30 protein-coding genes and 1 pseudogene are annotated in these 25,869 nt (G+C 41.1%); 1 reads left to right on the top strand and 30 read right to left on the bottom strand.

Annotation, left to right across the window (positions count from 1 at the left end):
* The 16 genes from tnpB to E4T71_RS04110 form a co-directional block, all read right to left on the bottom strand.
* Positions 1-286: IS66 family insertion sequence element accessory protein TnpB (gene tnpB / locus E4T71_RS04035; protein ID WP_245165706.1), on the bottom strand; the 286-nt coding region annotated here is incomplete at its 3' end.
* Between the two features lie 190 nt (positions 287-476).
* Positions 477-3,281 (bottom strand): isoleucine--tRNA ligase, encoded by a 2,805-nt coding sequence (gene ileS, locus E4T71_RS04040; protein ID WP_135037179.1) that lies wholly within the window; start codon positions 3,279-3,281, stop codon positions 477-479.
* Positions 3,282-3,545: 264 nt separating this feature from the next.
* A complete protein-coding gene (locus tag E4T71_RS04045) occupies positions 3,546-4,304 on the bottom strand; it encodes a DivIVA domain-containing protein (protein WP_135037181.1) in 759 nt (252 codons plus the stop codon).
* Between the two features lie 9 nt (positions 4,305-4,313).
* Entirely contained in the window at positions 4,314-5,108 is a 795-nt protein-coding gene (locus tag E4T71_RS04050) for an RNA-binding protein (RefSeq protein ID WP_135037184.1), read from the bottom strand.
* Complete coding sequence (locus tag E4T71_RS04055) at positions 5,102-5,374, bottom strand: YggT family protein (protein ID WP_135037187.1); 273 nt, start codon at positions 5,372-5,374, stop codon at positions 5,102-5,104. Before E4T71_RS04055 ends, E4T71_RS04050 begins: the two co-directional genes overlap by 7 nt.
* Positions 5,374-6,051 carry a cell division protein SepF gene (locus E4T71_RS10470; RefSeq protein ID WP_306766720.1) on the bottom strand — a complete coding sequence of 226 codons (678 nt, stop codon included), beginning with the start codon at positions 6,049-6,051 and terminating at the stop codon, positions 5,374-5,376. The genes E4T71_RS04055 and E4T71_RS10470 overlap by 1 nt, the downstream gene beginning before the upstream one ends.
* A 17-nt stretch (positions 6,052-6,068) precedes the next feature.
* Positions 6,069-6,743: a YggS family pyridoxal phosphate-dependent enzyme gene (locus E4T71_RS04065; RefSeq protein ID WP_135037190.1), complete on the bottom strand. Its 675-nt coding sequence runs from the start codon at positions 6,741-6,743 to the stop codon at positions 6,069-6,071.
* Position 6,744: 1 nt separating this feature from the next.
* Positions 6,745-8,007 carry a cell division protein FtsZ gene (gene ftsZ / locus E4T71_RS04070; RefSeq protein WP_135037193.1) on the bottom strand — a complete coding sequence of 421 codons (1,263 nt, stop codon included), beginning with the start codon at positions 8,005-8,007 and terminating at the stop codon, positions 6,745-6,747.
* An 11-nt stretch (positions 8,008-8,018) separates the two neighbouring features.
* Positions 8,019-9,410, bottom strand: a complete 1,392-nt coding sequence (gene ftsA / locus E4T71_RS04075) for a cell division protein FtsA (RefSeq protein WP_135037196.1) — start codon at positions 9,408-9,410, stop codon at positions 8,019-8,021.
* A gap of 109 nt (positions 9,411-9,519) precedes the next feature.
* Positions 9,520-10,668 carry a cell division protein FtsQ/DivIB gene (locus E4T71_RS04080; protein WP_135037199.1) on the bottom strand — a complete coding sequence of 383 codons (1,149 nt, stop codon included), beginning with the start codon at positions 10,666-10,668 and terminating at the stop codon, positions 9,520-9,522.
* Positions 10,668-11,741 (bottom strand): UDP-N-acetylglucosamine--N-acetylmuramyl-(pentapeptide) pyrophosphoryl-undecaprenol N-acetylglucosamine transferase, encoded by a 1,074-nt coding sequence (locus E4T71_RS04085; RefSeq protein WP_135037202.1) that lies wholly within the window; start codon positions 11,739-11,741, stop codon positions 10,668-10,670. Before E4T71_RS04085 ends, E4T71_RS04080 begins: the two co-directional genes overlap by 1 nt.
* A gap of 2 nt (positions 11,742-11,743) precedes the next feature.
* The gene (murD, locus tag E4T71_RS04090) at positions 11,744-13,093 is read right to left on the bottom strand and encodes a UDP-N-acetylmuramoyl-L-alanine--D-glutamate ligase (protein WP_135037205.1); all 1,350 of its coding nucleotides are present in this window, start codon (positions 13,091-13,093) and stop codon (positions 11,744-11,746) included.
* Positions 13,094-13,174: 81 nt separating this feature from the next.
* Positions 13,175-13,483, bottom strand: a complete 309-nt coding sequence (locus E4T71_RS04095) for a DUF3165 family protein (protein WP_135037208.1) — start codon at positions 13,481-13,483, stop codon at positions 13,175-13,177.
* Positions 13,484-13,509: 26 nt separating this feature from the next.
* A complete protein-coding gene (gene typA, locus E4T71_RS04100; protein ID WP_135037211.1) occupies positions 13,510-15,357 on the bottom strand; it encodes a translational GTPase TypA in 1,848 nt (615 codons plus the stop codon).
* 126 nt (positions 15,358-15,483) lie between these two features.
* On the bottom strand, positions 15,484-15,864 hold the full coding sequence (locus E4T71_RS04105; RefSeq protein WP_135037214.1) for a rhodanese-like domain-containing protein: 381 nt from the start codon (positions 15,862-15,864) through the stop codon (positions 15,484-15,486).
* Positions 15,861-16,085, bottom strand: coding sequence for a YqgQ family protein (locus E4T71_RS04110; protein WP_135037217.1), 225 nt, complete (start codon positions 16,083-16,085; stop codon positions 15,861-15,863). The genes E4T71_RS04105 and E4T71_RS04110 overlap by 4 nt, the downstream gene beginning before the upstream one ends.
* A 65-nt stretch (positions 16,086-16,150) precedes the next feature.
* Between E4T71_RS04110 and E4T71_RS10540 the strand changes: the two genes are divergently transcribed.
* Positions 16,151-16,807: an A24 family peptidase gene (locus tag E4T71_RS10540; RefSeq protein ID WP_135037220.1), complete on the top strand. Its 657-nt coding sequence runs from the start codon at positions 16,151-16,153 to the stop codon at positions 16,805-16,807.
* Here E4T71_RS10540 and E4T71_RS04120 read toward each other — a convergent pair.
* The 14 genes and pseudogenes from E4T71_RS04120 to E4T71_RS04175 form a co-directional block, all read right to left on the bottom strand.
* A complete protein-coding gene (locus E4T71_RS04120; protein ID WP_245165707.1) occupies positions 16,781-17,263 on the bottom strand; it encodes a VanZ family protein in 483 nt (160 codons plus the stop codon). The genes E4T71_RS10540 and E4T71_RS04120 overlap by 27 nt on opposite strands.
* Positions 17,264-17,266: 3 nt before the next feature.
* The gene (locus tag E4T71_RS04125; RefSeq protein ID WP_135037223.1) at positions 17,267-17,749 is read right to left on the bottom strand and encodes a YutD-like domain-containing protein; all 483 of its coding nucleotides are present in this window, start codon (positions 17,747-17,749) and stop codon (positions 17,267-17,269) included.
* A gap of 11 nt (positions 17,750-17,760) precedes the next feature.
* Positions 17,761-18,816, bottom strand: a complete 1,056-nt coding sequence (locus tag E4T71_RS04130; protein ID WP_135037226.1) for a SepM family pheromone-processing serine protease — start codon at positions 18,814-18,816, stop codon at positions 17,761-17,763.
* Positions 18,800-19,294, bottom strand: coding sequence for a pantetheine-phosphate adenylyltransferase (gene coaD, locus E4T71_RS04135; protein WP_135037229.1), 495 nt, complete (start codon positions 19,292-19,294; stop codon positions 18,800-18,802). Before coaD ends, E4T71_RS04130 begins: the two co-directional genes overlap by 17 nt.
* Positions 19,281-19,832, bottom strand: a complete 552-nt coding sequence (gene rsmD, locus E4T71_RS04140) for a 16S rRNA (guanine(966)-N(2))-methyltransferase RsmD (protein ID WP_167758471.1) — start codon at positions 19,830-19,832, stop codon at positions 19,281-19,283. The genes coaD and rsmD overlap by 14 nt, the downstream gene beginning before the upstream one ends.
* A gap of 107 nt (positions 19,833-19,939) precedes the next feature.
* Complete coding sequence (locus E4T71_RS04145) at positions 19,940-20,122, bottom strand: helix-turn-helix domain-containing protein (protein WP_135037235.1); 183 nt, start codon at positions 20,120-20,122, stop codon at positions 19,940-19,942.
* 416 nt (positions 20,123-20,538) lie between these two features.
* On the bottom strand, positions 20,539-20,691 hold the full coding sequence (locus E4T71_RS09775; protein WP_167758469.1) for a hypothetical protein: 153 nt from the start codon (positions 20,689-20,691) through the stop codon (positions 20,539-20,541).
* Between the two features lie 39 nt (positions 20,692-20,730).
* Positions 20,731-21,078: a hypothetical protein gene (locus E4T71_RS04150; RefSeq protein ID WP_135037238.1), complete on the bottom strand. Its 348-nt coding sequence runs from the start codon at positions 21,076-21,078 to the stop codon at positions 20,731-20,733.
* Positions 21,079-21,132: 54 nt separating this feature from the next.
* Positions 21,133-21,504, bottom strand: a complete 372-nt coding sequence (locus E4T71_RS04155) for a hypothetical protein (protein WP_135037241.1) — start codon at positions 21,502-21,504, stop codon at positions 21,133-21,135.
* Between the two features lie 42 nt (positions 21,505-21,546).
* The gene (locus tag E4T71_RS09780) at positions 21,547-21,720 is read right to left on the bottom strand and encodes a hypothetical protein (protein ID WP_167758470.1); all 174 of its coding nucleotides are present in this window, start codon (positions 21,718-21,720) and stop codon (positions 21,547-21,549) included.
* A 53-nt stretch (positions 21,721-21,773) separates the two neighbouring features.
* A complete protein-coding gene (locus E4T71_RS04160) occupies positions 21,774-24,419 on the bottom strand; it encodes a valine--tRNA ligase (RefSeq protein WP_135037244.1) in 2,646 nt (881 codons plus the stop codon).
* 319 nt (positions 24,420-24,738) lie between these two features.
* The gene (locus tag E4T71_RS10205) at positions 24,739-25,314 is read right to left on the bottom strand and encodes a hypothetical protein (protein WP_228062347.1); all 576 of its coding nucleotides are present in this window, start codon (positions 25,312-25,314) and stop codon (positions 24,739-24,741) included.
* Positions 25,311-25,793: a GNAT family N-acetyltransferase gene (locus tag E4T71_RS04170; RefSeq protein WP_135037247.1), complete on the bottom strand. Its 483-nt coding sequence runs from the start codon at positions 25,791-25,793 to the stop codon at positions 25,311-25,313. The genes E4T71_RS10205 and E4T71_RS04170 overlap by 4 nt, the downstream gene beginning before the upstream one ends.
* A pseudogene (locus tag E4T71_RS04175) lies at positions 25,762-25,869 on the bottom strand (IS5/IS1182 family transposase); the annotation flags it as partial. The gene E4T71_RS04170 and the pseudogene E4T71_RS04175, both read right to left, overlap by 32 nt.

Here is a 25,869-nt window from a genome sequence, read left to right on the forward strand (position 1 = left end):
CTCGCTCATTCGAAGGCCAGTTGAGTTTTCCATTCTCAAACCTTTTGTACAGTAACCAAAAGCCCTGTCCATCCCAATAAAGGGCTTTGAAGCGATCTTTTCTTCCACCACAGAAAAGAAAGACTTGGCCTGAGAAGGGGTCCAATTCAAATTCCTGTTTCACTAAGTAAGCCAAGGAATCAATTCCTTGCCTCATATCTGTTTTACCAGTTATCAAATGAACCTGACCTAAATCGCATAAATTTATCCTAGTGAATGAGCGAGAATCTACCATATCAATCTCCATCCTGATGATTTATAAGATTAGTATAGCTAGATTTCTAGTTCGGTTAAAGATACCTTGTTATTGGGCGCTTACGGCGCTTACTTTGCTTACTCAGTATACACTTCTTATGACACAAACTCCCCTGCTGGATCCACGGCCAACAGGGGAGTTTTCAGATTTATAAGCTCATAAGTTCTCAAGAAAGCGAGACTTATTTTTGTGGTACTTCGAATCCTTCAACGACTGCTTCAGAGAAGTTTTCTTCAAGGATTGAAGCACAGTGATCACAGACCATAACAAGGTTTGGATTGCTATTGGTTCCAACACTTGGATCAACACGACGACAGCGTTGACATACTTGTCCTTCTGCGGCTTTAACTTCAAAAGCAACATCTTCGAAGCTAAGAGCATGTTCAGATGTTGGATCAGAGGATAGGGTCAGTTTGGAAACAATCAACAATTGTGCTAAATCTGTATTCAAGGCTTCCAAAGCAGCTGCCAATTCTGAACTTGGGTAGACAACCAATTCTGCTTCAAGTGATTTACCAATGACTTTCTCAGCACGAGCCTCTTCCAAAGCTTTTTGTGCTTGTGAACGGAAGGTAAAGAAGAGTTCCCACTGCTCTAATACCTGATCAGCATTCTCAAACCTTGTAACCTCAGGGAGATCTGTCAATTGTACAAAGTCAGCTTCTTCAAATTCAAGGTAGGACCAAATCTCTTCAGCAGTATGTGGAAGAATTGGTGTCAAGAGCTTGGTCAATTTCACAAGAATATCATAGAACACTGTTTGCATCTGACGACGCTCTAGAGATTTTGCCCCTTCAATGTACACCACATCTTTCGCAAAATCAAGATAGAAGGCAGATAAATCAACTGTTACAAAGTTTACAACTGCCTTATACACATTGAGGAAGTTGAAATCATCATAGGCCTGACGAATCGCTGCTACAACTTGATTAAAGCGAATAGTCATGTACTTATCAACAGACCGAAGTTCTTCAAAGGCAACTTGATCTTGAGTCGGATTAAAGTCAGAGGTGTTCGCAATTAAGAAACGTAGGGTATTACGAATCTTCCGGTAAGTCTCTGACACCTGGCTCAAAATATCCATGGAGATACGGACATCATTGCTTGTATCAACACTACTTACCCAAAGACGAAGGATTTCAGCACCAAACTGTTTTTCCACATCACTAGGCAAAATTGTATTTCCTAGCGATTTAGACATTTTTTCACCCTTACCATCCAAAACAAAACCTTGGGAAAGAAGCTGTTTGTAAGGTGCTACTCCATTATTGGCAACGGACGTAATCAAGGAAGAGTTAAACCAACCACGATATTGATCAGATCCTTCTAAGTAGAGATCAGCTGGATATTGAAGTTCTTCACGATTATTCAAGACTCCGTTCCAAGAACTTCCAGAGTCAAACCATACATCCATGATGTCTGTTTCCTTGGTGAAGACTCCATTCGGAGAACCTGGGTGACTATAGCCTTCTGGTAAGAGGTCCTTAGCTTCACGAGCCCACCATACTGAAGCCCCATGCTCTTCAAATAATTGAGCAACATGTTCAATAGTTTCAGCTTCCATAATAGCAGTTCCATCTTCTGCATAGAAAATTGGAAGAGGAACTCCCCAGGCACGCTGACGTGAGATAACCCAATCGCCTCGATCACGAATCATATTATAAAGACGTGTCCGCCCCCACTCCATGTGGAATTTCACTTGATCAATTTGATCCAAGATTTCTTGACGGAAATCAGATACAGATGCAAACCATTGAGGAACTGCACGCCAGATAATTGGCTTTTTCGTCCGCCAGTCAAATGGATAGGAGTGTGTGATTTCTTCTTGAGCCATCAACAAATCACCAAGTTTTTCCACTACTGTCGGCAATACCTTACCATAGAACTGACCTACAAATTCAGGACCAGCATTCTCCATCATGATTCCACGTTCATCAACTGTAACTGCTACTTCAAGACCATTGGCAACTCCAACATGGTAGTCATCCTCACCAAATCCAGGAGCCGTATGGACAATACCTGTACCTGAGTCTGTTGTAACATGGTCACCCAGAATGACCAACTCATCGACTTCTGTATCCCATGGATGTTCTGTAACAATATGGTCTAGTTCTTTACCCGTATAGCGAGCTACTACTTCTACATCTGACCAGCCGAATTTTTCTGCAAGATGATCTAGCAATTCTTCAGCAAGTACAAAATGACGGCTATCTCCTGCTACAGCAACCTTCACATAGGAAATGTCTGCTCCAACTGTCAAACCACGTGAAGCGGTGATTGTAAATGGTGTAGTTGTCCAAACAACAATATAGGTATTTGTATCCAAGACACCTTTACCATCTTTGACCTTATTGGCATAATAAAGAGAATTAGAGGTTACATCATGGTATTCGATTTCAGCTTCCGCAAGAGCAGATTCAGATGACCATGACCAGTAAACAGGTTTAGCCCCACGGTAGATGTAGCCTTTTTCAGCCATCTTTCCAAAAACACGGATTTGAGCTGCTTCATAATCTGGTGTTAAGGTCGTATAAGGATGATCCCAATCTGCAGCAACACCTAGACGCTTAAAATCAGCTTTTTGTTTTTCCACTTGTTCAAGAGCATAGTCTCGACAAAGTTTCAAATAATCGACCAAATCCATTTCCTTGCGTTTAACACCTTGTTTGGCTAAAACTTGTTCAATTGGGAGACCATGAGTATCCCAACCAGGAACATAAGGTGCATAGAAACCAGACATGGATTTAGAGCGAACGATAATATCCTTAGAAATCTTATTGAGAGAGTGACCTACATGGATATTTCCATTGGCATAGGGAGGTCCATCATGAAGAATAAAGGATGGTTTCCCTTGATTTAATTCTAGCCGTTTTTTGTAAAGTTCTGCCTTATCCCATTCCTCTTGCCAAAGAGGTTCTTTAGTTGGCAACCCAGCTCGCATTGGAAAAACTGTTTTTCCTAAATTTAAGGTCTCTTTTAATTTCATATCCAATCCTTTCTATAAAAAAACACACTTTGCCATTCCCTAAGGACGACAAAGCGTGGTACCACCTTACTTTAGTAAATTGGACTCACAGTCTCCAATTTACCCTCTTCGTCGATAACGGAACGACCCGTCCACACTTACTTAGTACATTTCAGTGTAGAGTACATGAAATGATAATCGAAACAACAGGGAATATAGGTCTCACACCAACACCTACTCGCTAGAATTGTATTGATTCAATCGTGTTTTCATGGTACTAAATCATTATAAAAGATCAACTTTTTGTTTTTCAGCCGCGTCAACTGCATCTAGAGCAGCGTTTACATCTGCAGCTAGGCCTTGGTAAGACTGTGTTTCAGCCAGTTGATTTGCTGATGCAATACGGTTTTGTAATTCTGCAACTTCAAGTGGTGAAAATTGACGAGTCATGTCAATTGGTTCCTCATGTGAAACAGCTTGGTCTTCTCCAAGAGCAGATACAACCACTTCACGGAATGCTTCATCACTCGTTTGAACATAGGTCGCTGTTGGTTGCAAAATATTTTCCCACTCTGGAGATGTAATGACACTCAATTGACTCTCTACTGCAGAACGAATTTGTTGATGGAAAATACGTGTTTTATTTTTCAACTCTTCCGTCTCAACTGCAACTTTCTTGGCATTGTCTGTAGCATGACGAAGAATTTCGTTTGCCTTAAATTTAGCATCATCCAAGAGGCGTTGAGAATCTTGTTCTGCCTGACGAATAATATTATTAGACTCATCAGAAGCTGTTTGTTTCACCTTTTCAGCTGCATCTTGCGCAATCAAAACAGATTGGCTAAGCGAATCTTTCATTTCGTCAAAATAGAGTAAGCGCTCTTCTAAATTACGAACTTGCTCATCTTTTGCAACCAACTGCCGAGTCAAGTCTTCAAATTCTCGAATCAAAATATCCAAGAAATCATCAACTTCATCTACATCATAACCACGAAACTTTGTCGTGAACGATTTATTACGGATATCTAACGCTGTCAATGCCATATTCTCTCCTTATTTACGTGCTAATATCTTTAACTCTACTTTCATTCTACCAGATTTTGAAAGACCTGTGGACTCTCCGACATAAACTCTTCCCTTACTCCTAATACTGACTCTATCACCAGCCTTTATTGGATAAGAGACATCTGTTCGTTCCTGGTAATTAACCTTTACTTTATTGGATTTAATTAATTGTGCCGCCTTACTTCGCCCTAATTGAAAAGAAGAAGCGACCAAGCGATCCAAGCGAAGGCTATCTACAAAAATGGTTTTTGTCTGAGCCTCTTCTTGAACTTGCAGTTGTTCAGATTTGGAAATCACATTCATCTTAACACCGAGACGACCAATCTTCCGAACTTCTTGGAGTACAAGTTCTACTATCGGACGTTGCATGAAAATCTGAACTTGATCTTCCCCAATTAGAATATCTCCAAAAACACGACGGTCCAAGCCTGTCTGATGAAGTAGGGATCCCAATACTTGAGGATGGGTTAGATGCCCAAATTGACTCATAAAGTCAATCGATAACAATTCTAATTCAAAATCATCAGGATTTAATTCATAATAACTAGGTGCTAAAAGAACGCGAGACTGCTCACTTGGCCATAAGTCCGCCGAATCAAACACGTTCAGTTCCCTATGACTGGCCAAATTTCTAAGTAATGAGACCTGATGCGGATTTAGAAAATCTGTCAATACCGGAATATATTGATTCTCTACCCGCTCGATCCACTCCCAAGCCTTTTCTAAAAAAAGCTGATCGCCTGCTGTTACATGTTGCGATACATTTTTTAAATTTTTTACCATGCGAAAAACAAAGCCGGAAGTACATAATCACGAATTAAATTTAGTAAAAATAAAACTGCAAAGACCGTCCAATCCAAACCAAAGAACTGAAGTGGTAAGTTTCGAAAAGGCCTTAAAATAGGACTGACGATTCTAATCAGCCAGTAGCCTAAAGGTGTCCGCAGAGCACCTGGAAACCAAGACAGAATGATGTAAGCTACCAAAGCTAAATCTAATACATTCAAGAAAAGAACGAGAGTCCGATAGATATAGTATAGGATATTCATTAGCGTCGTTTCATATCGAAATCAAATTCGATTGTTTGATTTGTTGTTCCCTCAGCTAGCTGAAGGTCTTCAACATTAATGACAACATTTGAAGGGGTTAAAAGATAAATCCCGTTTGCAACTTTTTTCAAATCTCCAGATAGAACATATCGTGCTCCATCCAAATAATCTAAACAACGACGTGCTTGAACTTCGGTCATGTATTGAAAGTCAATCAAGACACTTTCATTTTGAAGGAGAAGATCCAAAAATTTTGGAGTCTCTTCATAACGTCGTGGGTAACGAACATAAATAATGTGTTTTTCTTCCGGAGATGATTGACCATTCTGACGGGCCAATTCTTCTTGTCTCGCATGTAAATCTGTGATGTTTTGTGGTCTACTTGTATTCATAGTTTGTGTTTCTCTTTCTTCTATACTTCGGTTGACAGGCGACTTCTGAGGTAGAGAAAGGGTACCTTCAGAAGTTTTTATGTGAGGTAAACTGGATACATTTGAGAGATTCCTACGCTCTGCCTTGTCTTCCATTTGTGCCTGTATTGCTTGGTCAGTTTTGTCTGCTAAGCTTGTTTCCGAAAGAACTTCTACAGGCTCTTCCTGGAATCCGCCTTCGTCTTCAACAAACAGACCCTTTAAATAGACACCAATATTTCTAAAAAAATCGAGTACTCTGTCCATAATTTTCCTTTTGTCACTTATTCAAAAAGAAGGCTGCCAATTCGAACGAAGGTGGCTCCCTGTATGGCTGCCAACTGATAGTCTGAGGACATTCCCATACTTAACTCAGTAAACGGCATTCCTGGGATTTTTCTTTCTGCTAATTCTTGCTGCAAGATACGAGTCTGATTAAATAATTTATCAATTTCGGATGGTTCTGCTTCAGCAGGTGCCATAGTCATCAAACCAACTAATCGAATCTTATCAAAAGCAGCGATTTCTTCTAAAGCCGAATCAATATTTTCTATAAAGAAACCATGCTTGCTTTCCTCACGAGAAAGATTTACTTGTAAGAAACAAGCAATCGGTTTTTCAGCCCGTTTTTGAATTTCTCTTGCTAAAGAAACGGAATCCAAGGCATGAAAGTAGTCCACATGATTGATGACATCTTTTACTTTTCTTCTCTGTAAACTACCAATAAAATGCCAGGTAATGGGAAGGTCAGATAACTTATCTTTTTTAGCAAGAAATTGAGGGACACGGTTTTCACCTAAGTGGTGAAAACCAGTCTCCTCAACAAGTTGTCGTGTAACATCTGCATCCACATATTTTGTAACCGCAATAATCTGACATTCTCTTGCTGGATTAACACTTTTTCTAACCGCCTCCGTTACTTCTTCCTTAACGAGTTGGGCTTGTTTTTGAAAATTCATTTTAACGATTCCGGAAAAATGGTGGTGTTTCTAGCTCATCATCATCTAAATCATTTTGTTCTTGATAACGCTCTACACTAGAACCTGTTGGTGTTTCAGTTTGACGTGTAATCTGATCACGACGAAGATCCCAATTTCCAAATGGTGAAATAGCTGGCGCTTCACTTGGACGAGGACGACTTGAAATCGGCATATCTACTGATTCATTCAAATCATAGGCGCGATCAAATTGACCTTGATTTGCTTGAGCTTGTTTAGGCTCAGGGCGACTAGGAGTTCCTGATACACCAGCCACCTGCTCAACTTTATCTTGACGAACGCCTGTTGCGACAACAGTAACGCGAATCTCGCCTTCCATATTTGGATCAATGGAGGTTCCCAACCAGATATTAACACCATGACCAGCGGCTTGATTCACAATTTCAGATGCTTCTTCAGCCTCTGTCAAAGCCATATCCATACCACCAGTCACGTTGACAATAACATCCTCGGCACCATCAATTGTGGTTTCCAACAGTGGTGAGTAGATGGCTTTACGAGCAGCTTCCATCACCCGCTCTTCACCTGTTCCAATTCCGATTCCCATAAGGGCATTCCCCTTATTAGCCATAACCGTTTTTACATCCGCAAAGTCAAGGTTAATCAAACCAGGATTGGTAATCAAATCTGTAATTCCTTGAACACCTTGTCGAAGAACATTATCAGCTTCACTAAGAGCTTCCATCAAAGGGGTTTTCTTATCAACAATTTCAAGAAGATTATTGTTAGAGATAATCAAAAGTGTATCAACATGTTCCCGCAATTGATTAATTCCCTCAACTGCAAAATTCCCACGTTTACTTCCCTCAAAACCGAATGGACGAGTGACAACACCTACTGTCAAAGCACCTAGCGTTTTTGAAATACGAGCGATTTCAGGGGCTGCACCGGTTCCTGAGCCTCCACCCATTCCAGCAGTAATAAAGACCATATCGGATCCTGAAAGTGCTTCGTTTAGGACTTCTTCACTTTCAAGTGCTGCTTCACGTCCAACCTCCGGTTGTCCTCCAGCACCTAAACCACGAGTCAATTTTGGACCCAATTGGATAACTGTTTCTGCCTTAGAACTGCTTAGGGCTTGAACATCTGTATTCGCTGCAATAAATTCTACACCAGCGACTCCTTCATCAATCATACGGTTAATGGCATTTCCGCCACCACCTCCGACACCAATTACTTTAATTACTGCACCTTGTGCTGCAGCTGCGTCAAATGAAAATGACATCTTGTTTCTCCTTAATCAAACATTGAATTTAACAGTCCACGGACCCGATCTCCAAACTTACCGGTAGTATTTTCTTTTTTAACAGGAATCTCTGCATCTATTTCAGGCAATTCCTGAGTCGTATGTGTTGGTTGAGGTTGTTGGACTGGTTCAGGACTAACTTGAACTTGTGGCTGTTGCACAGGTGCTACTGCAGCTTTGGGACGAAATGCAATCGTTCCTTGTTGTGGACGAGTAAATTCGCCATGAACTGCTGCTTGAGCCAATTGATCCACTTCAGTCATATTTCCTGCATACTCTGCCAATGAAATAACATTCGCAAAAGCTGGATTTCGAATTCCAATTTGGTTCGGTACAAATAACTTCACAGGAACTTCAAAAATCTCCTGTGCCAATTCTACAATACCTGGTAGAATAGCTCCACCACCTACAATGACAATCCCTCCAGGGAGGTCTAGTAAATGATGTCTTTCAAGATTTTGCTTAACCTGATCAAAGATATGACGAACACGAGCAGAAATGATTTCTGCTAAATATTTTTCTGTGACTTCAACTGGTTCTACTTCACCAATAACATCTACTTGGAAACTATCATGAGCACTTGAAAGAGAGGGATAGGCTTCCCCGTAATTCATTTTTAATCCTTCTGCAGTTGCTTGAGAAGTTCTTAATACCTTGGAAATATCTTTCGTAACGTATTCTCCACCCTCTTGATAGATGTGGGTAAACTGAAGCTCTTGATTTTTAACTGCAGCTACAGTGGTTTGACCACCTCCCATATCGATAACAGTCGCACCAAATTCCCGTTCACCTTCATTCAAAACAGATTTACTCATAGCAAGTGGAGAAATTACAATATTATCTAATTTCAGACCTGCCCGTTCCACTGTTTTGCGTAAGTTATGAAGAATAGTTCGTGGACCAGTATAAAGAAGCCCACGCATTTCTAAACGAGTCCCCATCATACCTCGAGGATCTCGAATCCCTTGGAAACCATCCACAATAAACTCTTCTGGTACAAAGGTAATAACCTCACGATCTGGGTTCATGCTCTTAGTCACTGCAGACTCTACCACATTTACCACATCCATATCGGTAATTTCTTTGGTTTCATTGGTAACCGGAATCATACCTTGTGTTGGCTCAATTTTCAAAAGACTTGCAGGTAAGCCGACATTAACCGTTGCAATCGAAATGCCTGCCTTCTCTTCTGCCTGATCAATGGCTTTTTTGATGGCAGTGGCTGCAGCTTCGATGTCGACTACGATTCCATCCTTAACACCAGCACTTTTTGCATTGCTGACACCAATGACATTCATTTCTTCATTGATATATTCGGCAACCAACACCTTGATGGAACTAGTCCCAATATCTAATCCTGTAAAGAAGCCATCTCTAGCCATTACATACTTCCTCTCTTCTCATACAATCTTCAATCAACTTGAACACTTTTAAGCGTGCTAATCACCGTACATTATAACACAAATACACGAAAATAAAAGATTTTTTCTATTAATTTTGAGTTACAGTTGTGAGGGCTCCGCCTTGATTAACAGCCATCTCTAAACCAGATTCTTGTGCTGTCTTTTCATCACTGGTCATTGGATACCCATAAGCACCTGCCTCCATATCAATCATGGTAGGCTCTTGCAAGTTTTTAACAATCGAAGGATAGTAGGTTAATTTCCGACTCAGTTCAGATAATGGAACCAAAACCTGATGCCCATCTCTCATCGTTAGAGTAACCAAATCTTCTGAGGCTTTAGAGGCACTCGATTGGATTTCCTGAATATTCTCCCGTACTTCCTGATTTAATTGCAATAGCTGTTCGCTCAAAATTGGATATAACTCTTCATCTGCCAATTGAGTTCGAATAGCATCGCTTGGCATTTCATTTTCCGCAACTTCTTCATCTACTTTTTGACCATTAGCCAAAATCGGAAAAGCTTTCTGATTCTCTATCTGATAAGCAACAATCGCATACTCTTCAATTTGGATTGGGAAAGTCGTTGGAAACTGGTAGCCAACCGAAACCTGCCGTACCCAAGGACTGGCTTTCTGAATACGCTTCGCCAAATTCTTTCGGTTCGTCAGAACTGTTATCGTATAATCTCTTTCATCCACCTTCGTCGCAGCTATAACCTTAGCCTGGTCCTGATGGTTACTGCCTGAAACTGTGAACTGTTTCATTTTCCCGTAAGGACTAATAAAATATGCTGAAATGACTGTCAAAAACATAAAGAAAAGAAAGACAGGAATTAGCCGAGCTAAATGACGGCGAGCTTTCCGAGTCTGCTCTCGGTTCTCTTGTTTTTGGATTTTTCGAGCTTGACGCTGGTTTTGTTTAGCTTGCTTCTGAGCCTGTCTTTTTGCTCGTTGTGCTTGACGTTTTTGAAGCTGAACTGCTTTTTTGGCTTGACGTGCAGAATCTGCCAGACTCACTTGTTCCTGTTTCTGGCGAGCAATGGATTGAATTTTCTGCTCTTCTTCTAAAATTTCTTTAGCCATTGGATCCACAATCCGACCTAGACGCTGATTAATATTCCGTTGCCGTTCACGTTCTGCCCGAATCCTCTCAGTATCTTGAGCCGCTTGATATTCTCGGTTTCTCCTTTCCCATTCTTCGCGATGAGAGGAACCTTTTTTATCCTCGTCAGACATCAGTGGCCTCCTTTATCAATCTCATTCATCAATACTTGGTAAAAAGCATCCAGACTAATCAAATCCACACTTTGAGCCATAGCATCTTGGAAAGCTTCAGAATTTTCTTGCACCTGGGTAATAGTTGCTTGTAATGTCTCCAAGTTTAAATCTGGCTCTTGAATGGTCAGACTGTAGCCTTTTTTCTCAAAGTAGGCCGCATTTTCCAACTGATCTCCGCGACTCGCTTCTTTCCCCAAGGGAACAATGATATGGAGTTTCTCCAAAGCGACCAGTTCAAACAAGGTATTCGATCCCCCCCTTGTAATCACCAAATCTGCTAATTCCAATAGATCTCGATACGTTTCACGCGCAAAAGCTAAACGATAGAGCCCAGGACTAGACTCTTCCAAGTCTTTATGCCCTGTCAAATTAATAATATTATAGGCAGCCAAAAGAGATTCTCGATTTTGATCTACAAACTCATTAAAAACCTTGGCTCCTCCGGATCCGCCGATAAAAAGGAGAGTTTTCTTCTCAGAATCAAAGAGTTCTCCAGCCATCTTTTGTATCTCACTTGAGAGGTTGTGATATCCCTTTTCCACCTTGGAAATAGCACCCACATGCTCTGCACGGGTATACTCTCCTTCCAATTGAAAAGTCGAGAAGAGACGCTTCGAAAACTTATAGGCAATTTTATTGGCTAAGCCCATGGTCAAGTCTGACTCATGAATGTAGACTGGAATTCCTAGTAATTTAGCTGCAACTACAGGTGGAACAGATACAAACCCCCCCTTAGAAAATAGAGCTTGGGGACGAATTTTCAAAAGGTAAAAGAAGGATTGGAGCACTCCCCAAGCAACTTTAAATACATCCCAAAGGTTCTGCCAAGAGAAATAGCGACGTAATTTTCCAGTTGCTATCGAGTGGAATTGGACATTTAACCCACTTTTTTCTAATTGTTCAAATTCAATTCCTTTACGATCCCCAATATAGTGGACTTCCCACCCGTTAGCGATAAACTTCGGAATCAGAAGTAGGTTCAAGGTCACATGACCCACTGTTCCTCCCCCCGTAAAGACGATTTTTTTCATGTTTATTCTAACTCCTTCACTGCTTTTAGGAAGACTTCCCCTCGTTCTTCAAAGTTCTTATACATATCCCAACTAGCATTAGCTGGACTGAAGAGAACAACATCTCCTTTTTGAGCCAGGTCAAAGGCTATGTTAGTTGCCGCTGCTACTTCTGAAGCAGGGTAGCTTGCAACCCCTGCTTCTTTAGCTAAGACTTCTAAACGAGGAGCGACTTGCCCTAATAGAACCATGGCCTTCAATCCATGAATATCCGGAAGTAACTCACTCAAGTCATTGCCCCGATCCAAACCACCAGCAATCAGAATGACCTTGGAATTGTCAAAACCAGACAAAGCCTTCTGCGTCGCTAAAATATTCGTGGACTTGCTATCGTTGTAGAAACGGATTCCGTTGATTTCGCCAACTTCCTGCAAACGATGCTTAACCCCTGAAAAAGTCGATAATGCACGCGTAATAGCCTCGTTCTCTACTCCTAATTGCTTAACCACCAAGATTGCTGCTAAGGCATTCTCAACATTGTGCTCCCCTGGGACCCCTAGTTCAACGGCTGGCATAATCCGTTCACCCTTATATACTAAATGTCCCTCGTCCAAGTAAGCCCCATCAACTTTTTCCTTAGTTGAAAAGACAAGAACTTGTGCCTGTGTTTCCTTCGCCAAGTCCTGGCTAAGGGCTTGATTCCAATTCAGAATTAAGAAATCATCTGCTGTCATTTGAGATTGGATAGCCCATTTAGCATCCCTATACTCTTCAAACGATTCGTGGTAATCCAGATGGCTTGGCAAAATATTATTAATTACTGCAATATGGGGATGGAAACTCTCTACTCCCATCAATTGGAAACTGGACAATTCCATCACCACCTGCTGCTCTTCTGTAACTTCAGGTAAAACTTCAGAAGCTGGGTAACCGATATTGCCCGCCAAAACTGGTTGACGCCCAGCTTCTTCCAAGATTGCTGCTACCATCATGGTTGTCGTTGTTTTCCCATTGGAACCAGTGATTCCAATAATAGCGTGAGAATACAAACGACTAGCCACTTCTACTTCGGTCCAAATAGGGAATCCAAGTTCCTTTGCCCGGACTACCATAGGGTGACTATAGGGAATTCCAGGATTTTTAACCATTAGGTCAAAGCCTTCATCTAGAAGTTCCAAGGGATGCCCCCCCGCTACTACTCGAATACCTTTTTCTAACAATTCCTGCGCCTGAGGACTATCCTCTAGGGCCTGCCCTTCATTAACAGTCACATTAGCTCCAAACCGATCCAAGAGCAAAGCGACTGCTCTACCTGACCGCGCTAAACCTAATACTAATACATTTTTTCCCGTAAATTCATTCACTTGCATCATATACTCGCTCCTTAACACAGTCTATTTTACCATTTTTCGAGCAAAAAACTCCCCAAGCTGCTAGACAACTTGGGGAAAAGCTTATTTTGGATTCCTAGGGAAAACCCTATTCCAATTGATTGTCGGGATAGGAATCGGTGGTTTATCCCCACCCTTAATAGACAAACGCCGTAAATCCTTAAGAGAGAAATAGGCTAGGGCCAACATGCCCGCCCAAATAAAGATCTCTCCTGGAATACGAAAGAATTGAACGATTCCCACACCTAAAAGAATCATCAAGAGGACTCCGAGTAGTACGAGACTAACAATATTAAAAGTCCCTTTAATGCTCGAAGGAGCAGCAAAAATATAAAATAGCAGAATCAAAATAATAATGATCATGTAAAGCATATTTTTGAACTCCTTCTAAAAGGCTTTTATTCAGCCGCTGCTAATTTCTTTTTCTTATTGGCTTTTTCCCGCTCAGCCTTGTTCAGAATTTGTTTCCGAAGGCGGATTGATTCAGGGGTTACTTCCATGTACTCATCATCGTTAAGGAATTCCAAAGATTCTTCCAAAGTGAGGATACGTGGCGTTTTAATGACAGAGGTTTGATCCTTAGTAGCTGAACGGACGTTCGTCATCTGTTTAGCTTTCGTAATGTTCACAGTCAAATCGTTCTCACGTGAATTTTCCCCAATAATCATTCCTTCATAAACCTCAGTACCTGGATTTACAAAGATAGTTCCCCGTTCTTCAATAGACATAATTGAATACGTTGTTGCTTTACCAGCATCAATAGAGACAAGAGCTCCACGGTGGCGACCTCCAATATCACCAGCAATGGCAGGTAAATATTGATCAAAGGTATGGTTCATGATTCCATAACCACGGGTCATAGACAAGAACTCAGTTGAATAACCAATCAATCCACGTGCTGGTACCAGGAAGACCAAACGAGTTTGGCCATTACCAGTCGCAATCATATCCAACATCTCACCCTTGCGTTCCGATAAACTTTGAATTACGGAACCTTGGTATTCTTCTGGAGTATCAATTTGTACACGTTCAAATGGCTCCATCTTGACACCATCAATTTCTTTGATGATAACCTCTGGACGAGATACTTGCAACTCATAGCCTTCGCGACGCATCGTTTCAATCAAAATTGACAAATGCAATTCTCCACGACCAGATACAATCCACTTGTCCGGTGAATCAGTCGGATCAACACGAAGGGATACGTCTGTTTGCAATTCAGCCAAAAGGCGCTCCTCTACTTTACGAGACGTCACCCATTTACCTTCACGACCAGCAAATGGTGAATTGTTAACCAAGAAAGTCATTTGAAGAGTTGGCTCATCAATTCGAAGAACTGGCAGTGGTTCAACTGCATCAACTGGTGTAATGGTCTCACCCACAAAGATGTCTTCCATACCAGATACAGCAATCAAATCTCCAGCTTTTGCCTCTGTAATCTCACGACGCTCCAGTCCAAAGAAACCAAAGAGTTTGGTTACACGGAAGTTCTTCGTTGTTCCATCCAATTTGGATAAGGTAACCTGATCTCCAACCTTAATTTGTCCACGGAAAACGCGACCAATTCCGATACGACCAACAAAGTCGTTATAATCTAACAAGGAAACTTGGAATTGAAGGGGTTCTTCTGAATTATCAACTGGTGCAGGAATGTGATCGATAATCGTATCAAAGATCGGAGCCATCGTTTTCTCCTGATCTGCTGGATCATCAGACAAGGAAGAAGTTCCATTGATTGCAGAAGCATACACCACTGGAAACTCCAATTGGTCATCATCCGCACCCAACTCAATAAAGAGTTCCAAAACTTCATCTACAACTTCAGCTGGACGAGCAGAAGGTTTATCGATTTTATTAACCACCACGATTGGCGTCAAGTTTTGTTCTAAAGCTTTTTTCAAAACGAAACGGGTTTGAGGCATGGTTCCTTCATAGGCATCCACAACCAAAACAACACCGTCAACCATTTTCATAATCCGTTCAACTTCTCCACCGAAGTCCGCGTGACCTGGTGTGTCCATAATGTTGATACGAACACCGTCGTAAGCAACGGCCGTATTTTTAGCAAGGATGGTAATTCCACGCTCTTTTTCAAGGTCGTTGGAGTCCATAGCGCGCTCAGACAATTCAGTCCGTGCATCCAATGTTTCTGATTGTTTTAATAACTCATCCACCAAGGTTGTTTTCCCGTGGTCAACGTGGGCAATGATTGCGACGTTACGGATATCTTTTCTTAATGTTGACATGATTTCCTCAAATCTTTATAGTTTATCCAAAATATTATACATGAAATAGAATTTAGTGACAAGCCATGCCTATCGAGAAAGGGTTTTCCCAATGAAACTAAAAAAGAGGGATCCCCCTCTTTCCTATCAATTCACATTTTCCTTTACTTTTCCATTCCATGCTTCAAGGCCTCCGGCCAATAAATAAAGCTTCCGATATCCTTGCTTGTGAAGGTAGAAAATAGTATTGGTCACTGATGGCCCCCGGTTATTGTCATAGAGCAAAATCGGCTTTGTTTTGGACAAAGCAGCCAAGCTCTGTTTGACTTGATTAGCGGGGATATTGCGAGCCCCTAAAATATGTTTCTTACGAAATGCCTCGGGTTCACGAACATCAATCAGTTGACTACTGCGGATCATAGCCGCAAATTCCGCATTTTCTACCAAATTAGCTGCACGACGTAATCGCCAATAATTAAATCCCATCCAAGCTAAAAATCCAAGTAGTACTATTAAAAAACCAATCATTCGTCTCTCTTCTCCTTTTCTTCAAGATAAGCTAGTTCTTCCTGATGTTCTTTTTTTAAAACCAGTTGAGCTTGGATATAATCCAAGCGGTCCATAATACCAGCATCATAGAGTCGTTCCAACTCTATTTGTGCCAGCTCAATATCATAGAGTCGTTTGCCCATATAAATTACGAGGCCATAGCCCTTCAAAAATTGCTGAACATCATAAAAATTTTTCATAGGCTTAGTCTACTATAATTTAATCCCCCTCGCAAGATTTGCTGGTACTTTTCGAATAAAGAAATATGACAAGTTTCGTAATCTTCATCCTGGGTACCAGTATAGCTTCTTTTTTAACCGCTTGGGCCGATCGCTATCCTAAGTCTATCCTCTATCCTCCTAGCCATTGCCAGACCTGTATGACACCCTTAAACTGGTGGGACTTAATCCCCATCCTTTCCTACAGCTACCTACGAGGAAACTGCCGTAACTGTCAGTCAGCAATTCCCTTATCCAATCTAGCAAATGAAATACAAGGGGGAATCTTCGCCTACTCGTGTTGGCAAAACTGGCTAAGCCCTTCTTGGACTTTCTTCCTATTTATGAGTCTTATGCTCAGTCACTTCGATCGTAAGTCCTGCTCCTTTCCCCTTTGCTTCTGGAGTATCCCTCACTGTTTCCTAACCCTAATACTAGGGCTGCAGTATTCCCCTTTCTTCCTCCTCTGCATGCTCATTTTTTATATCTTCCCTTGGGGGATAGGGGCAGGTGACTGGGCCTATCTAGCAAGTCTAAGCCTACTACTTCCCCTCAATGCCTTGCTTATCATCCTCCAGCTTGCTTCCTGTCTCGCTTTAATCGATTATTGGAGTAAAAAAAGAAAGGGAGCTTTGCCCTTTCTTCCCTTTTTACATGATGCCTGCCTGATTTGGTTATTATGGTCTCATTTTTCTTTCATCTAACAATAAATACGTTCGATAGGCTAGGTAAGCACCAAGCGTATTGGTCCAGAGATCATCAATTTCAAAGACTCGGTTAAAATCCCAAAGATAATCCACCAACAACTGGGTCAACTCAATGGACAAAGAAAGTAAAAATCCCAAGAGTAACGCTCTTTTAGCTGTTCTCAAGCAAGGCTTCAAGATTAAACATCCCAACACCAGGGGATAGAGTAAAAAAACATTCATGATATTTTGGACAATAATCTTGACAGCATGTAGTAAGCTGGTAGCCTGACCTAAATTCCAAAAACTATTGAAGGGAATTAATAGAAAAGCTAATCGCTCCTGATAAAAGACACCAGGTGTAGGTAAAGCTGGATTCTGATTTTGTGGACTAAAACAAACTAGTAGGATGACCACAGCATAGACTATCACTAACCAAAACCAAAATATCCGCGACTGCAGAAGCTTGCTCACAGATTATCCACCTTCCTGCTTTTTACGAATGGAGAAGTGACGATTACCTGTTTTTTTCCGAGGTCGGTAGGAATCCTTTTGGGCCTGTGACCGCTTATCCCGCCATTCCCTTGGCTTTTTCTTGGATTTGGATGGATAAACAGGGTGGACATTTTCTAGTACAAAATAGGGTGCCCCAAAACTACAGTATTCCAAAAGATAATCTTCTAACCGAGAAATCTTAGACCACCCCTGATCTGCTCGCTTATCACGATAAAATCCTTTCAAGCGCAATTGATCATTACTCCAATCTCCGACGATAAAATCAAATTTCAATAATAAATGAGAAAATCGTTGACTAAAGCGTTCCGGATCAAAAGCAGCTTTATGGTCCGTCAAAAGCGTAAACAATAACTCATCCGCTTCTACAAGATCTCCTCTCCTTATAAACTGAGGTCCTGGAAAGCGATTGTAATTATAGAGTTCTGGATCAATATCCTTACGCATAAGCTCCTCCTTTAGTTCTTCCCTTTGGTATCTTCTAAATACTTGATAGCATCATCGAGAGTTTTAACAGGAACAATCTTCATAGATGTCCCTAATTCCTTAGCGGTTTCCTTGGCTTCTTCCGCATTGGATTTGGCCTGCGGATTAGCCTTCTTTTCTTCGTCTGTTAGGGGGTTGTCTGGAACAAAGAAGATTTCTGCACCAGCTTCATGAGCCGCAACTACTTTCTTATCTGCTCCACCAATCTCACCAACCTTCCCATCCTCACTAATGGTACCTGTTCCTGCAATAACACGTCCATCACGTAAGTCTGGATCTGCAAGTTGAGTATAAATCGCTAAAGAGAACATCAGTCCAGCACTAGGACCTCCAATACCTTCGGTTGAAAATTCAATAGGGATATCACTTTGGACCTCGGTCCGGTCAATCAGACCAATCCCAATTCCATTTTTTCCATTCTCTAGCTTAATGATTTTCCCCTGTTCAGAACGTTTGTCTCCTTGGTCTTCAAACTCTACGCTGACTTCATCGCCAATTTTCAATTTACCAACATAATCAATCAACTCTTGAGAACTTTTGAAAGTTTTACCATTAACACCAGTCACCGTATCACCAAGATGCAGAATATTTTTAAAAGTGGAATCCTCAGCTAAGCTCAGAACATAAACCCCTAAAAATTTCATGTCAATCTCTTTTTGGGCCTTGGTCAATCCCTGGTATTTGGCGAAATTTTGAGACGTTTGCATGTAAAATTGATTAATCCGTTGATACTCTTCATCACTAGCACCCCCCGTCAAATCGGCGGCTGGAATAATATCTGTATAAGGCGTTAAACCTGCATATAGCATTAGAGGTAAGTTAGCTCGAATCACCCCAATCGTCACAAACTGGTATTCTCCATCCGCTTGATCTTCTTCCTTGTTTACCCGTAAAACAGAGCTAACAGCATCTGAGCCACCCGGAACCTCAATATAGTAAGGCAGCGGAATCCAGAAGGAAACAATCAATAATCCTAAAAGCACTACAGGCAGCAGCCAAAGTTTCCTAGCTTTATTTTTTATTTTCATATTTTTTCAACACCATTCCAAGCACCGGGGTCGGTACATAATCTGAAATATCTCGCTTAAAATGAATTAGTTCCCGCATACGACTGGAGCTAATAGGAGCCAAATCTGGTTTGGCCATCAAATAAAGGGTTTCGAGTCCCTGTGTCAAGCGGCGATTAAAATAATCCATATTGGCCTCATAACCAAAATCCTCTGAATTTCGTAAACCTCGGAAGAGAACATCGATTTCTAACTCTCTCGCAACATCCGCCAAAAGTCGATCTTCAACAAGAATAATTTCTACATTAGGGAAATTCTCCAAAGACTCTTGTAAAACTTGGAGGCGTTCTTCCATCGTAAAAAAGCCTGCCTTATTTGGATTCACAAAAATTCCTACATAAAGGACCTCTACCAAAGCAGCAGCTCGTCCTATGATATCCATATGTCCCTTGGTTAGAGGATCAAACGAACCAGCATATAACCCCTTATTGACTTTCATAAATGGTTACCTTTGAAATTCCGTAGACTTTCTCTTTCCACTTGTAATTCGCTCCTATAGAATCAGGAAGATCAACTCCCTTATCTGTTTCACAAACAATTAGAGCACCAGAAGCCAGGAGTTCCCGCTGTTCTAACCCTAAAACTGTCTGCACAATAGTCTCCTTGGCATAGGGAGGGTCCAATAAGACCAAATCAAAGGACTGGTTCAGCTGAACTAAGGCACGCTTAGCCTCCATCTTCAGCAACTGAAAACGAGAAGCCTCCTTGGTCATCTCAATATTGGCTGCTACAATAGCCTGAGCACGACGATCCTTTTCAACAAGGACAGCCTGATCCATCCCACGTGAAATAGCTTCAATGGCTAAAGAGCCCGAACCGGCATACAAATCCAAAACCCGGCCCCCATCAAAATAGGGACCGATCATACTGAAAATGGCCCCTTTTACCTTATCTGTTGTCGGCCGAGTTGTCTGCCCAGCCAGGGTCTTAAGTGGTCGCCCACCAAACTTTCCTGCTACTACTCTCATACTTGTTATTATACTCCATTTTATCTGTTTTTTACAAGATTCCACATAACATAGACCATAAAGTCACAAAAGGTCCTGTTCGATTGGTGCTTGAACAGGACCCTTCAATTTTTGAGCTAAAAAACTAGTTTCGAAAGGGATGGAAAAACATAGCCATTCTCAATCCGAGCCAGCTCCCTAATTGTTAATTCAGCTTCGTCTCCACAAACATCCGCTTGTGTCAAATCTTTATTGAGTCGAAGGCTACGAATCTTATTCCCAATTTTCTTCTTTAGTTCTATATCTCTATCTTTCGTCATATACTACTTTAATCTCCCTAAATTCATTATAGCACATAAAACGTAGTTTTTAAGAGTATCCCGTTTGACAGATTCAAACCTCATTTTTCTCAAGTAAAAAATATTTTCGCTACTTTTAGGATTTCTCTAATTCCTCCAAAAATCGCTGGGGTATTTACATTGGACGCGTATCTAAATCGCTTTATTTCCTATGGAATATGTATCCTGCCCTCGGCAATGACGCTGATTCCAACTTCCAATAAATCTGCATTAAATCCAGAATATAGGAGCTATAACCAGATAAAGTTGCTCTCATATTTACTAACCACCAAAGCTCGTCCCCAATCAGTATCCAAAATGGTTTGAAGCATGGCTACCTTGTAACGGGAAAATTTTATAAAAGGAACTTGTAGGTCTTCCAGTTGTTGTAGAAAGTCTTAACAATCCTGTTCAAATTGAGGACGATTCAGCCGAAAGGGCTGAAATCCCTCTTCCTGCAAAAAAGCAAGAATAGTCTCAAAATCTAGGCCAACCAGTAGGGAATGGTGGCGGTTTTTTAAGCGACTATTGTTTCGTATATCATCTTCCATATCTTCTGTAAGATAGTCATCAACATAGGCCACTTCTGTTCAATCAGACCAAGGGACTGGGGTGGGCAGGCTACGTCCATAATCATAATTAATGAGACGAGCATGACCCGTCACTTCATCAAATACCACAGCATAATTTCCAGCGTTGGTATGCCTATCTTGATTTAAAGTCAAAATATCCAAGGCAATTTGATCCCGTAAGAATGCACGCGCCTGTGCTTCATCAATTCTATCAAAAGAAGAATAGAGCTGGACCAAGTAATGAAACCGCTCCAAAGGTGGACTATCGACTATTTTTGCTGCAAAGGTCTCCAGATCAACAAGTACCTTTCGCTCCCGTTGTCTGGGATCACTGAGAATCCAGTCTACTTCGGTTTCTTTTGTCAACAGTGGAGACAGTGTTCCCGATTGAACCGTCTTACCATCATCAATGAGTAGAAACTAATAGCGAGCATGGCTCTTTTTATCCAAGTCTGATAGATTATCTATCAAAATAGAAACCAAAGTCTCGGCTACTGAAGAATAACTGGAGTCATAATTACCAAGCTCCCAGTCGTCACCAAATTCTGGGTTGACGTTATCGCGTTTCACTATGACCGCTTTTCCTTCATGTAAAAATACATCCTTATGTTGATTACCTTTGAGTAAATTATCTCCGAAAATCTCATGATGTTCTAAGACTAACGTTCCATTTAAAATATGAGTTTCCTTTAAAGTCAGATGACCATTCTCCTTAGGAATATCTAAGGTGAGATAGGGTTCTTTAGCAGAAAAAGCTGTTCCTGAGGAAATCTTCTGTAAGAGTTCTTCCAAACTTCGATTGCCAGTCCGATAATTGGTACGTAATAGATAATTTCATTCTGCTTCTAAACCAACATAGGTCTGCTTATTTTCTGGAAATATCAGACGAGCCAAAGGTCCCTTTGGATGAGACTGGCCATTTTCCAATATTGGCTGAGCCGTTTTTTCTTCATGATTAACCTCAAAGGTCATCACCGAATGTTTCCCTAATATCCATCGCAACTTCATAAGCACCTCCTGACAGAAAAACCCGCTAGCACTTGCTAGCGAGCTGTTCTATTTTAGACCAATTTTTTCATTTCTGCAATCCGTTCTTGGGTTGCATCAAATTTAGCTTGATAATCGGCTTGTTTGTCTTTTTCTTTTTGAACGACTTCTGGTTTCGCATTGGCTACGAAGCGCTCGTTGCTCAATTTTTTAGCAACCATGTCGAGTTCTTTTTGCCATTTAGCCAGTTCCTTATCCAGACGTGCCAATTCCTCTTCAACATTGAGCAAGTCCGCTAATGGGAGGAAAATTTCAGCCCCTGAAATAACCGCACTCATGCTGAGTTCTGGTGCTTCCAAGTCAACCCCAATTTCCAAGTGCTCTGGATTGGTGAAGCGCTTGATGTAGTTGACATGCGCTTGGAAGAAGCCTTGCAAACTCGCATCTTTTGTTTTAATCAAAATACTAATGGGCTTAGACGGAGCTACGTTAACCTCAGCCCGTGCATTGCGAACAGTCCGAATCAAGTCCTTGAGGCTTTCAACACCAGCATGCGCTTCCTCATTGACGAAGCTCGAATTAGCTACTGGGTATGCTGCATGAACAATGCTCCCTTCTGCATATTGTCCATAGATTTCCTCAGTCACAAATGGCATGATTGGATGCAAGAGTCGCATGATTTGATCCAAGGTGTATAGAAGAACGGAACGTGTCACGACTTTTCCAGCCTCATCTTCACTGTAAAGAACTTCCTTAGTCAACTCAACATACCAGTTGGCAAACTCTTCCCAGATAAAGTTGTAGAGAATATGCCCAGCTACACCGAATTCAAATTTTTCAAAGTTGTCAGTGACTTTGGCAATCGTTTCATTCAGATTATGCAAGATCCAACGATCCGTTACATTGCCAGCTTGACCGCTCGCAACCTTTTCAACCTGCTCGCGTGCAGCTTCCAGACTAAGTCCCTCATTATTCATCAAAATATAACGAGAAATATTCCAAATTTTGTTAATGAAGTTCCAAGAAGCATCCATCTTCTCATAGGAGAAGCGAACATCTTGTCCAGGGGCAGAACCATTTGAGAGGAACCAACGAAGGGCATCGGCACCATATTGATCAATGATATCCATTGGGTCAATTCCATTCCCTAAGGACTTGGACATCTTACGCCCCTGCTCATCACGAATCAATCCATGAATAAGGACGTTCTTAAATGGCTGACGGCCGGTAAACTCAAGAGATTGGAAAATCATCCGAGACACCCAGAAGAAAATAATATCATAACCCGTTACCAGAGTTGAAGTTGGGAAATAGCGTTGGAAATCGGCAGATTCTGTATCTGGCCAGCCCATGGTTGAGAAAGGCCATAGAGCAGAAGAGAACCAAGTATCCAAGACATCCTCATCTTGAACCCAGCCTTCTCCCTCTGGGGCTTCTTCACCCACATACATTTCACCAGCTTCATTATACCAAGCTGGAATTTGGTGTCCCCACCACAATTGACGAGAAATCACCCAGTCATGAACATTTTCCATCCATTGAAGGAAAGTATCGTTGAACCGTGGTGGATAAAACTCAACTTTATCCTCTGTATCTTGGTTAGCAATGGCATTTTTAGCCAGTTGATCCATCTTGACGAACCACTGGGTAGATAGACGAGGCTCTACTACCGCACCTGAACGCTCAGAGTGACCAACAGAATGAACACGTTCCTCAATCTCAACTAAGGCCCCTAACTCTTCCAATTTGGCAACAACCGCTTTACGAGCCTCAAAGCGATCCATACCAGCGAACTCACCAGCTAGTTCATTCATGGTTCCATCGTCATTCATCACGTTAACCTGTGGTAAATCATGGCGTTGACCAACAAGGAAGTCATTCGGATCGTGGGCTGGAGTAATCTTAACGACTCCTGTTCCGAATTCTGGATCAGCGTGTTCATCCGCCACAATTGGAATTTGCTTGTTCACAATCGGCAAAATGACATTCTGACCAATCAAATCCTTATAACGTGGATCTTCAGGGTTAACTGCAACAGCTACATCACCAAACATGGTTTCCGGACGAGTCGTCGCAACCTGAAGGGCGCGTGAACCATCTTCCAACATATAGTTCATATGGTAGAAGGCTCCTTCAACATCCTTGTGAATAACCTCAATATCAGAAAGAGCTGTGCGGGCCGCAGGATCCCAGTTGATGATAAATTCACCACGATAGATATAACCTTTTTTGTACAAGTCCACAAACACTTTTCGTACAGCTTGGGATAAGCCCTCATCCAAGGTAAAGCGTTCTCGACTATAGTCTACAGACAAACCTAATTTGCCCCACTGCTCCTTGATAGTGGTCGCATACTCATCCTTCCATTCCCAGACCTTATCCAAGAATTTTTCACGTCCAAGATCGTAACGGCTAATCCCTTGTTCCCGCAAACGCTCTTCAACTTTAGCTTGCGTCGCAATCCCCGCATGGTCCATTCCTGGTAACCACAAGGTATCATAACCCTGCATCCGTTTTTGACGAATAATAATATCTTGTAGGGTTGTATCCCATGCATGCCCTAAATGCAATTTACCCGTCACGTTTGGTGGTGGAATCACAATCGAATAAGGCTTAGTCTCCGCATCTCCGGATGGTTTAAAAGCTTCCGCTTCAAGCCACTTAGCATAACGACCAGCCTCAACCTCGGCTGGATTGTATTTAGTTGATAGTTCTTTCATTTTAGTTCTCCTCTTTTAGCCTTGATATAATCACGAATCAATGGATCAAATCTTTTTAATCCAAATTTATTACCTATAACTAAAATCCATTTATCTTTTTTAGAATAAAGTAAATAGAAATAATAACTGATAATACCCCCTATCACCATTAGAATGGTTATAACTCCTAACATTGAATATACCCTCATTTGTGCATTATCAATATATTCAAGAATATCCTTAGGTTGTTTTTTCTCGAAAAATGATGAAATCAGTAATGAAAGGTAAAATACAAATGTCAATAAATAGACAACTAGCTTATTAGTAGACCATCTATACCTCAACTCTTTAGGAATCTCAGGTAACTTTTTACCTCTTCTAAGAAAATATAAAAATCCTCAGAGTTTAAATAATTCCATAATGTAATGAATCCTGTGATTAGCGCCCACCACTTTATTTCAAATACTCCTAAAACAATCATTATTGGAAAAGCAATCACCATGATAAAAAACAAAGATATAAATTTAATTCCTAGCACGATTGCCATCAGAGAGAAAATAAACTGATAAGATAATAACAAGAAAAAGAGCTCTTGAAAATCTGTACTTATTTCAAAACCGAATGAAGAAAACAGAATTTTCAACCATGTGAATAAAATTACTATTCCAACTCGAAAAAAGACATTTCTAATAATTAAAGCAAACCTATTTTTATCCTCTTTTCTATCAAGTGGATTAAATTTTGATAATATAAAGTAACTTATAGATATTATCACTAAAAATAATAAGGAGATATATCTAGGAATAAAATTGATATCTCCACAAAAATATTTGTTGATTATTAAAAATATTATCAAAGACATTAATAGATGGCATATAAATATATCTTTAAATGCTTTAAATGTTCTTTTTATCATTTTTTCTGTACTCCTTCCCACTCACTCCTCAAAAGACCAAACCGGAGTTCATCTTCCCGTTGCCCCCTGACATGGTCACGCCCTCTCAGCCTAGCTTCCAGAGTAAAACCAGCCTTTTTAGCAACCGCTTGACTTTGGAGATTTGAACCATGACAGGCAATCTCGATTTTGTAAAGTTCTGGTATAAGGGAAAATGCCACGAAGCACAGAGCTTTAACAGCCTCGGGAACAATTCCTTGTCCCCAATAGTCTGGATGGAGAACATAGCCTATTTCATAGATATCCCCGAGTTCACCATGGCGACGATTGAAATCGACCGAACCGATGACACGATTCTCCCCTTTCAAGGTAATTCCATAACCCCCTGGTAAACCGGCTTGCATCATTCGAAGAGGAATCCCCTGAATAAATGCCTCCTCCTCTTCTATTAGACTTCCTGCGAAACGTTTATAGCCTTTCAAAATTGATAATACCAGCAATCAAGTTCATTCTTAAACCAAATCGTTTCTTACGATTGCGGTAAGTTGTTGAAAAGATGTTAAACACTTTGAACTT

This window comes from Streptococcus sp. WM07 (assembly GCF_004570525.1).
Lineage (GTDB): Bacteria > Bacillota > Bacilli > Lactobacillales > Streptococcaceae > Streptococcus.

Bases quoted from the DNA above. Each gene is read 5' to 3' on its own strand.
- ileS (WP_135037179.1), bottom strand. From the start codon at position 3,281: ATGAAATTAAAAGAGACCTTAAATTTAGGAAAAACAGTTTTTCCAATG.
- E4T71_RS04045 (WP_135037181.1), bottom strand. From the start codon at position 4,304: ATGGCATTGACAGCGTTAGATATCCGTAATAAATCGTTCACGACAAAG.
- E4T71_RS04050 (WP_135037184.1), bottom strand. From the start codon at position 5,108: ATGGTAAAAAATTTAAAAAATGTATCGCAACATGTAACAGCAGGCGAT.
- E4T71_RS04055 (WP_135037187.1), bottom strand. From the start codon at position 5,374: ATGAATATCCTATACTATATCTATCGGACTCTCGTTCTTTTCTTGAAT.
- E4T71_RS10470 (WP_306766720.1), bottom strand. From the start codon at position 6,051: ATGGACAGAGTACTCGATTTTTTTAGAAATATTGGTGTCTATTTAAAG.
- E4T71_RS04065 (WP_135037190.1), bottom strand. From the start codon at position 6,743: ATGAATTTTCAAAAACAAGCCCAACTCGTTAAGGAAGAAGTAACGGAG.
- ftsZ (WP_135037193.1), bottom strand. From the start codon at position 8,007: ATGTCATTTTCATTTGACGCAGCTGCAGCACAAGGTGCAGTAATTAAA.
- ftsA (WP_135037196.1), bottom strand. From the start codon at position 9,410: ATGGCTAGAGATGGCTTCTTTACAGGATTAGATATTGGGACTAGTTCC.
- E4T71_RS04080 (WP_135037199.1), bottom strand. From the start codon at position 10,668: ATGTCTGACGAGGATAAAAAAGGTTCCTCTCATCGCGAAGAATGGGAA.
- E4T71_RS04085 (WP_135037202.1), bottom strand. From the start codon at position 11,741: ATGAAAAAAATCGTCTTTACGGGGGGAGGAACAGTGGGTCATGTGACC.
- murD (WP_135037205.1), bottom strand. From the start codon at position 13,093: ATGATGCAAGTGAATGAATTTACGGGAAAAAATGTATTAGTATTAGGT.
- E4T71_RS04095 (WP_135037208.1), bottom strand. From the start codon at position 13,483: ATGCTTTACATGATCATTATTATTTTGATTCTGCTATTTTATATTTTT.
- typA (WP_135037211.1), bottom strand. From the start codon at position 15,357: ATGTCAACATTAAGAAAAGATATCCGTAACGTCGCAATCATTGCCCAC.
- E4T71_RS04105 (WP_135037214.1), bottom strand. From the start codon at position 15,864: ATGATTGGTTTTTTAATAGTACTACTTGGATTTTTAGCTTGGATGGGA.
- E4T71_RS04110 (WP_135037217.1), bottom strand. From the start codon at position 16,085: ATGAAAAATTTTTATGATGTTCAGCAATTTTTGAAGGGCTATGGCCTC.
- E4T71_RS10540 (WP_135037220.1), top strand. From the start codon at position 16,151: ATGACAAGTTTCGTAATCTTCATCCTGGGTACCAGTATAGCTTCTTTT.
- E4T71_RS04125 (WP_135037223.1), bottom strand. From the start codon at position 17,749: ATGCGTAAGGATATTGATCCAGAACTCTATAATTACAATCGCTTTCCA.
- E4T71_RS04130 (WP_135037226.1), bottom strand. From the start codon at position 18,816: ATGAAAATAAAAAATAAAGCTAGGAAACTTTGGCTGCTGCCTGTAGTG.
- coaD (WP_135037229.1), bottom strand. From the start codon at position 19,294: ATGAAAGTCAATAAGGGGTTATATGCTGGTTCGTTTGATCCTCTAACC.
- E4T71_RS04145 (WP_135037235.1), bottom strand. From the start codon at position 20,122: ATGACGAAAGATAGAGATATAGAACTAAAGAAGAAAATTGGGAATAAG.
- E4T71_RS09775 (WP_167758469.1), bottom strand. From the start codon at position 20,691: ATGGAAGATGATATACGAAACAATAGTCGCTTAAAAAACCGCCACCAT.
- E4T71_RS09780 (WP_167758470.1), bottom strand. From the start codon at position 21,720: ATGAAGTTGCGATGGATATTAGGGAAACATTCGGTGATGACCTTTGAG.
- E4T71_RS04160 (WP_135037244.1), bottom strand. From the start codon at position 24,419: ATGAAAGAACTATCAACTAAATACAATCCAGCCGAGGTTGAGGCTGGT.
- E4T71_RS10205 (WP_228062347.1), bottom strand. From the start codon at position 25,314: ATGATAAAAAGAACATTTAAAGCATTTAAAGATATATTTATATGCCAT.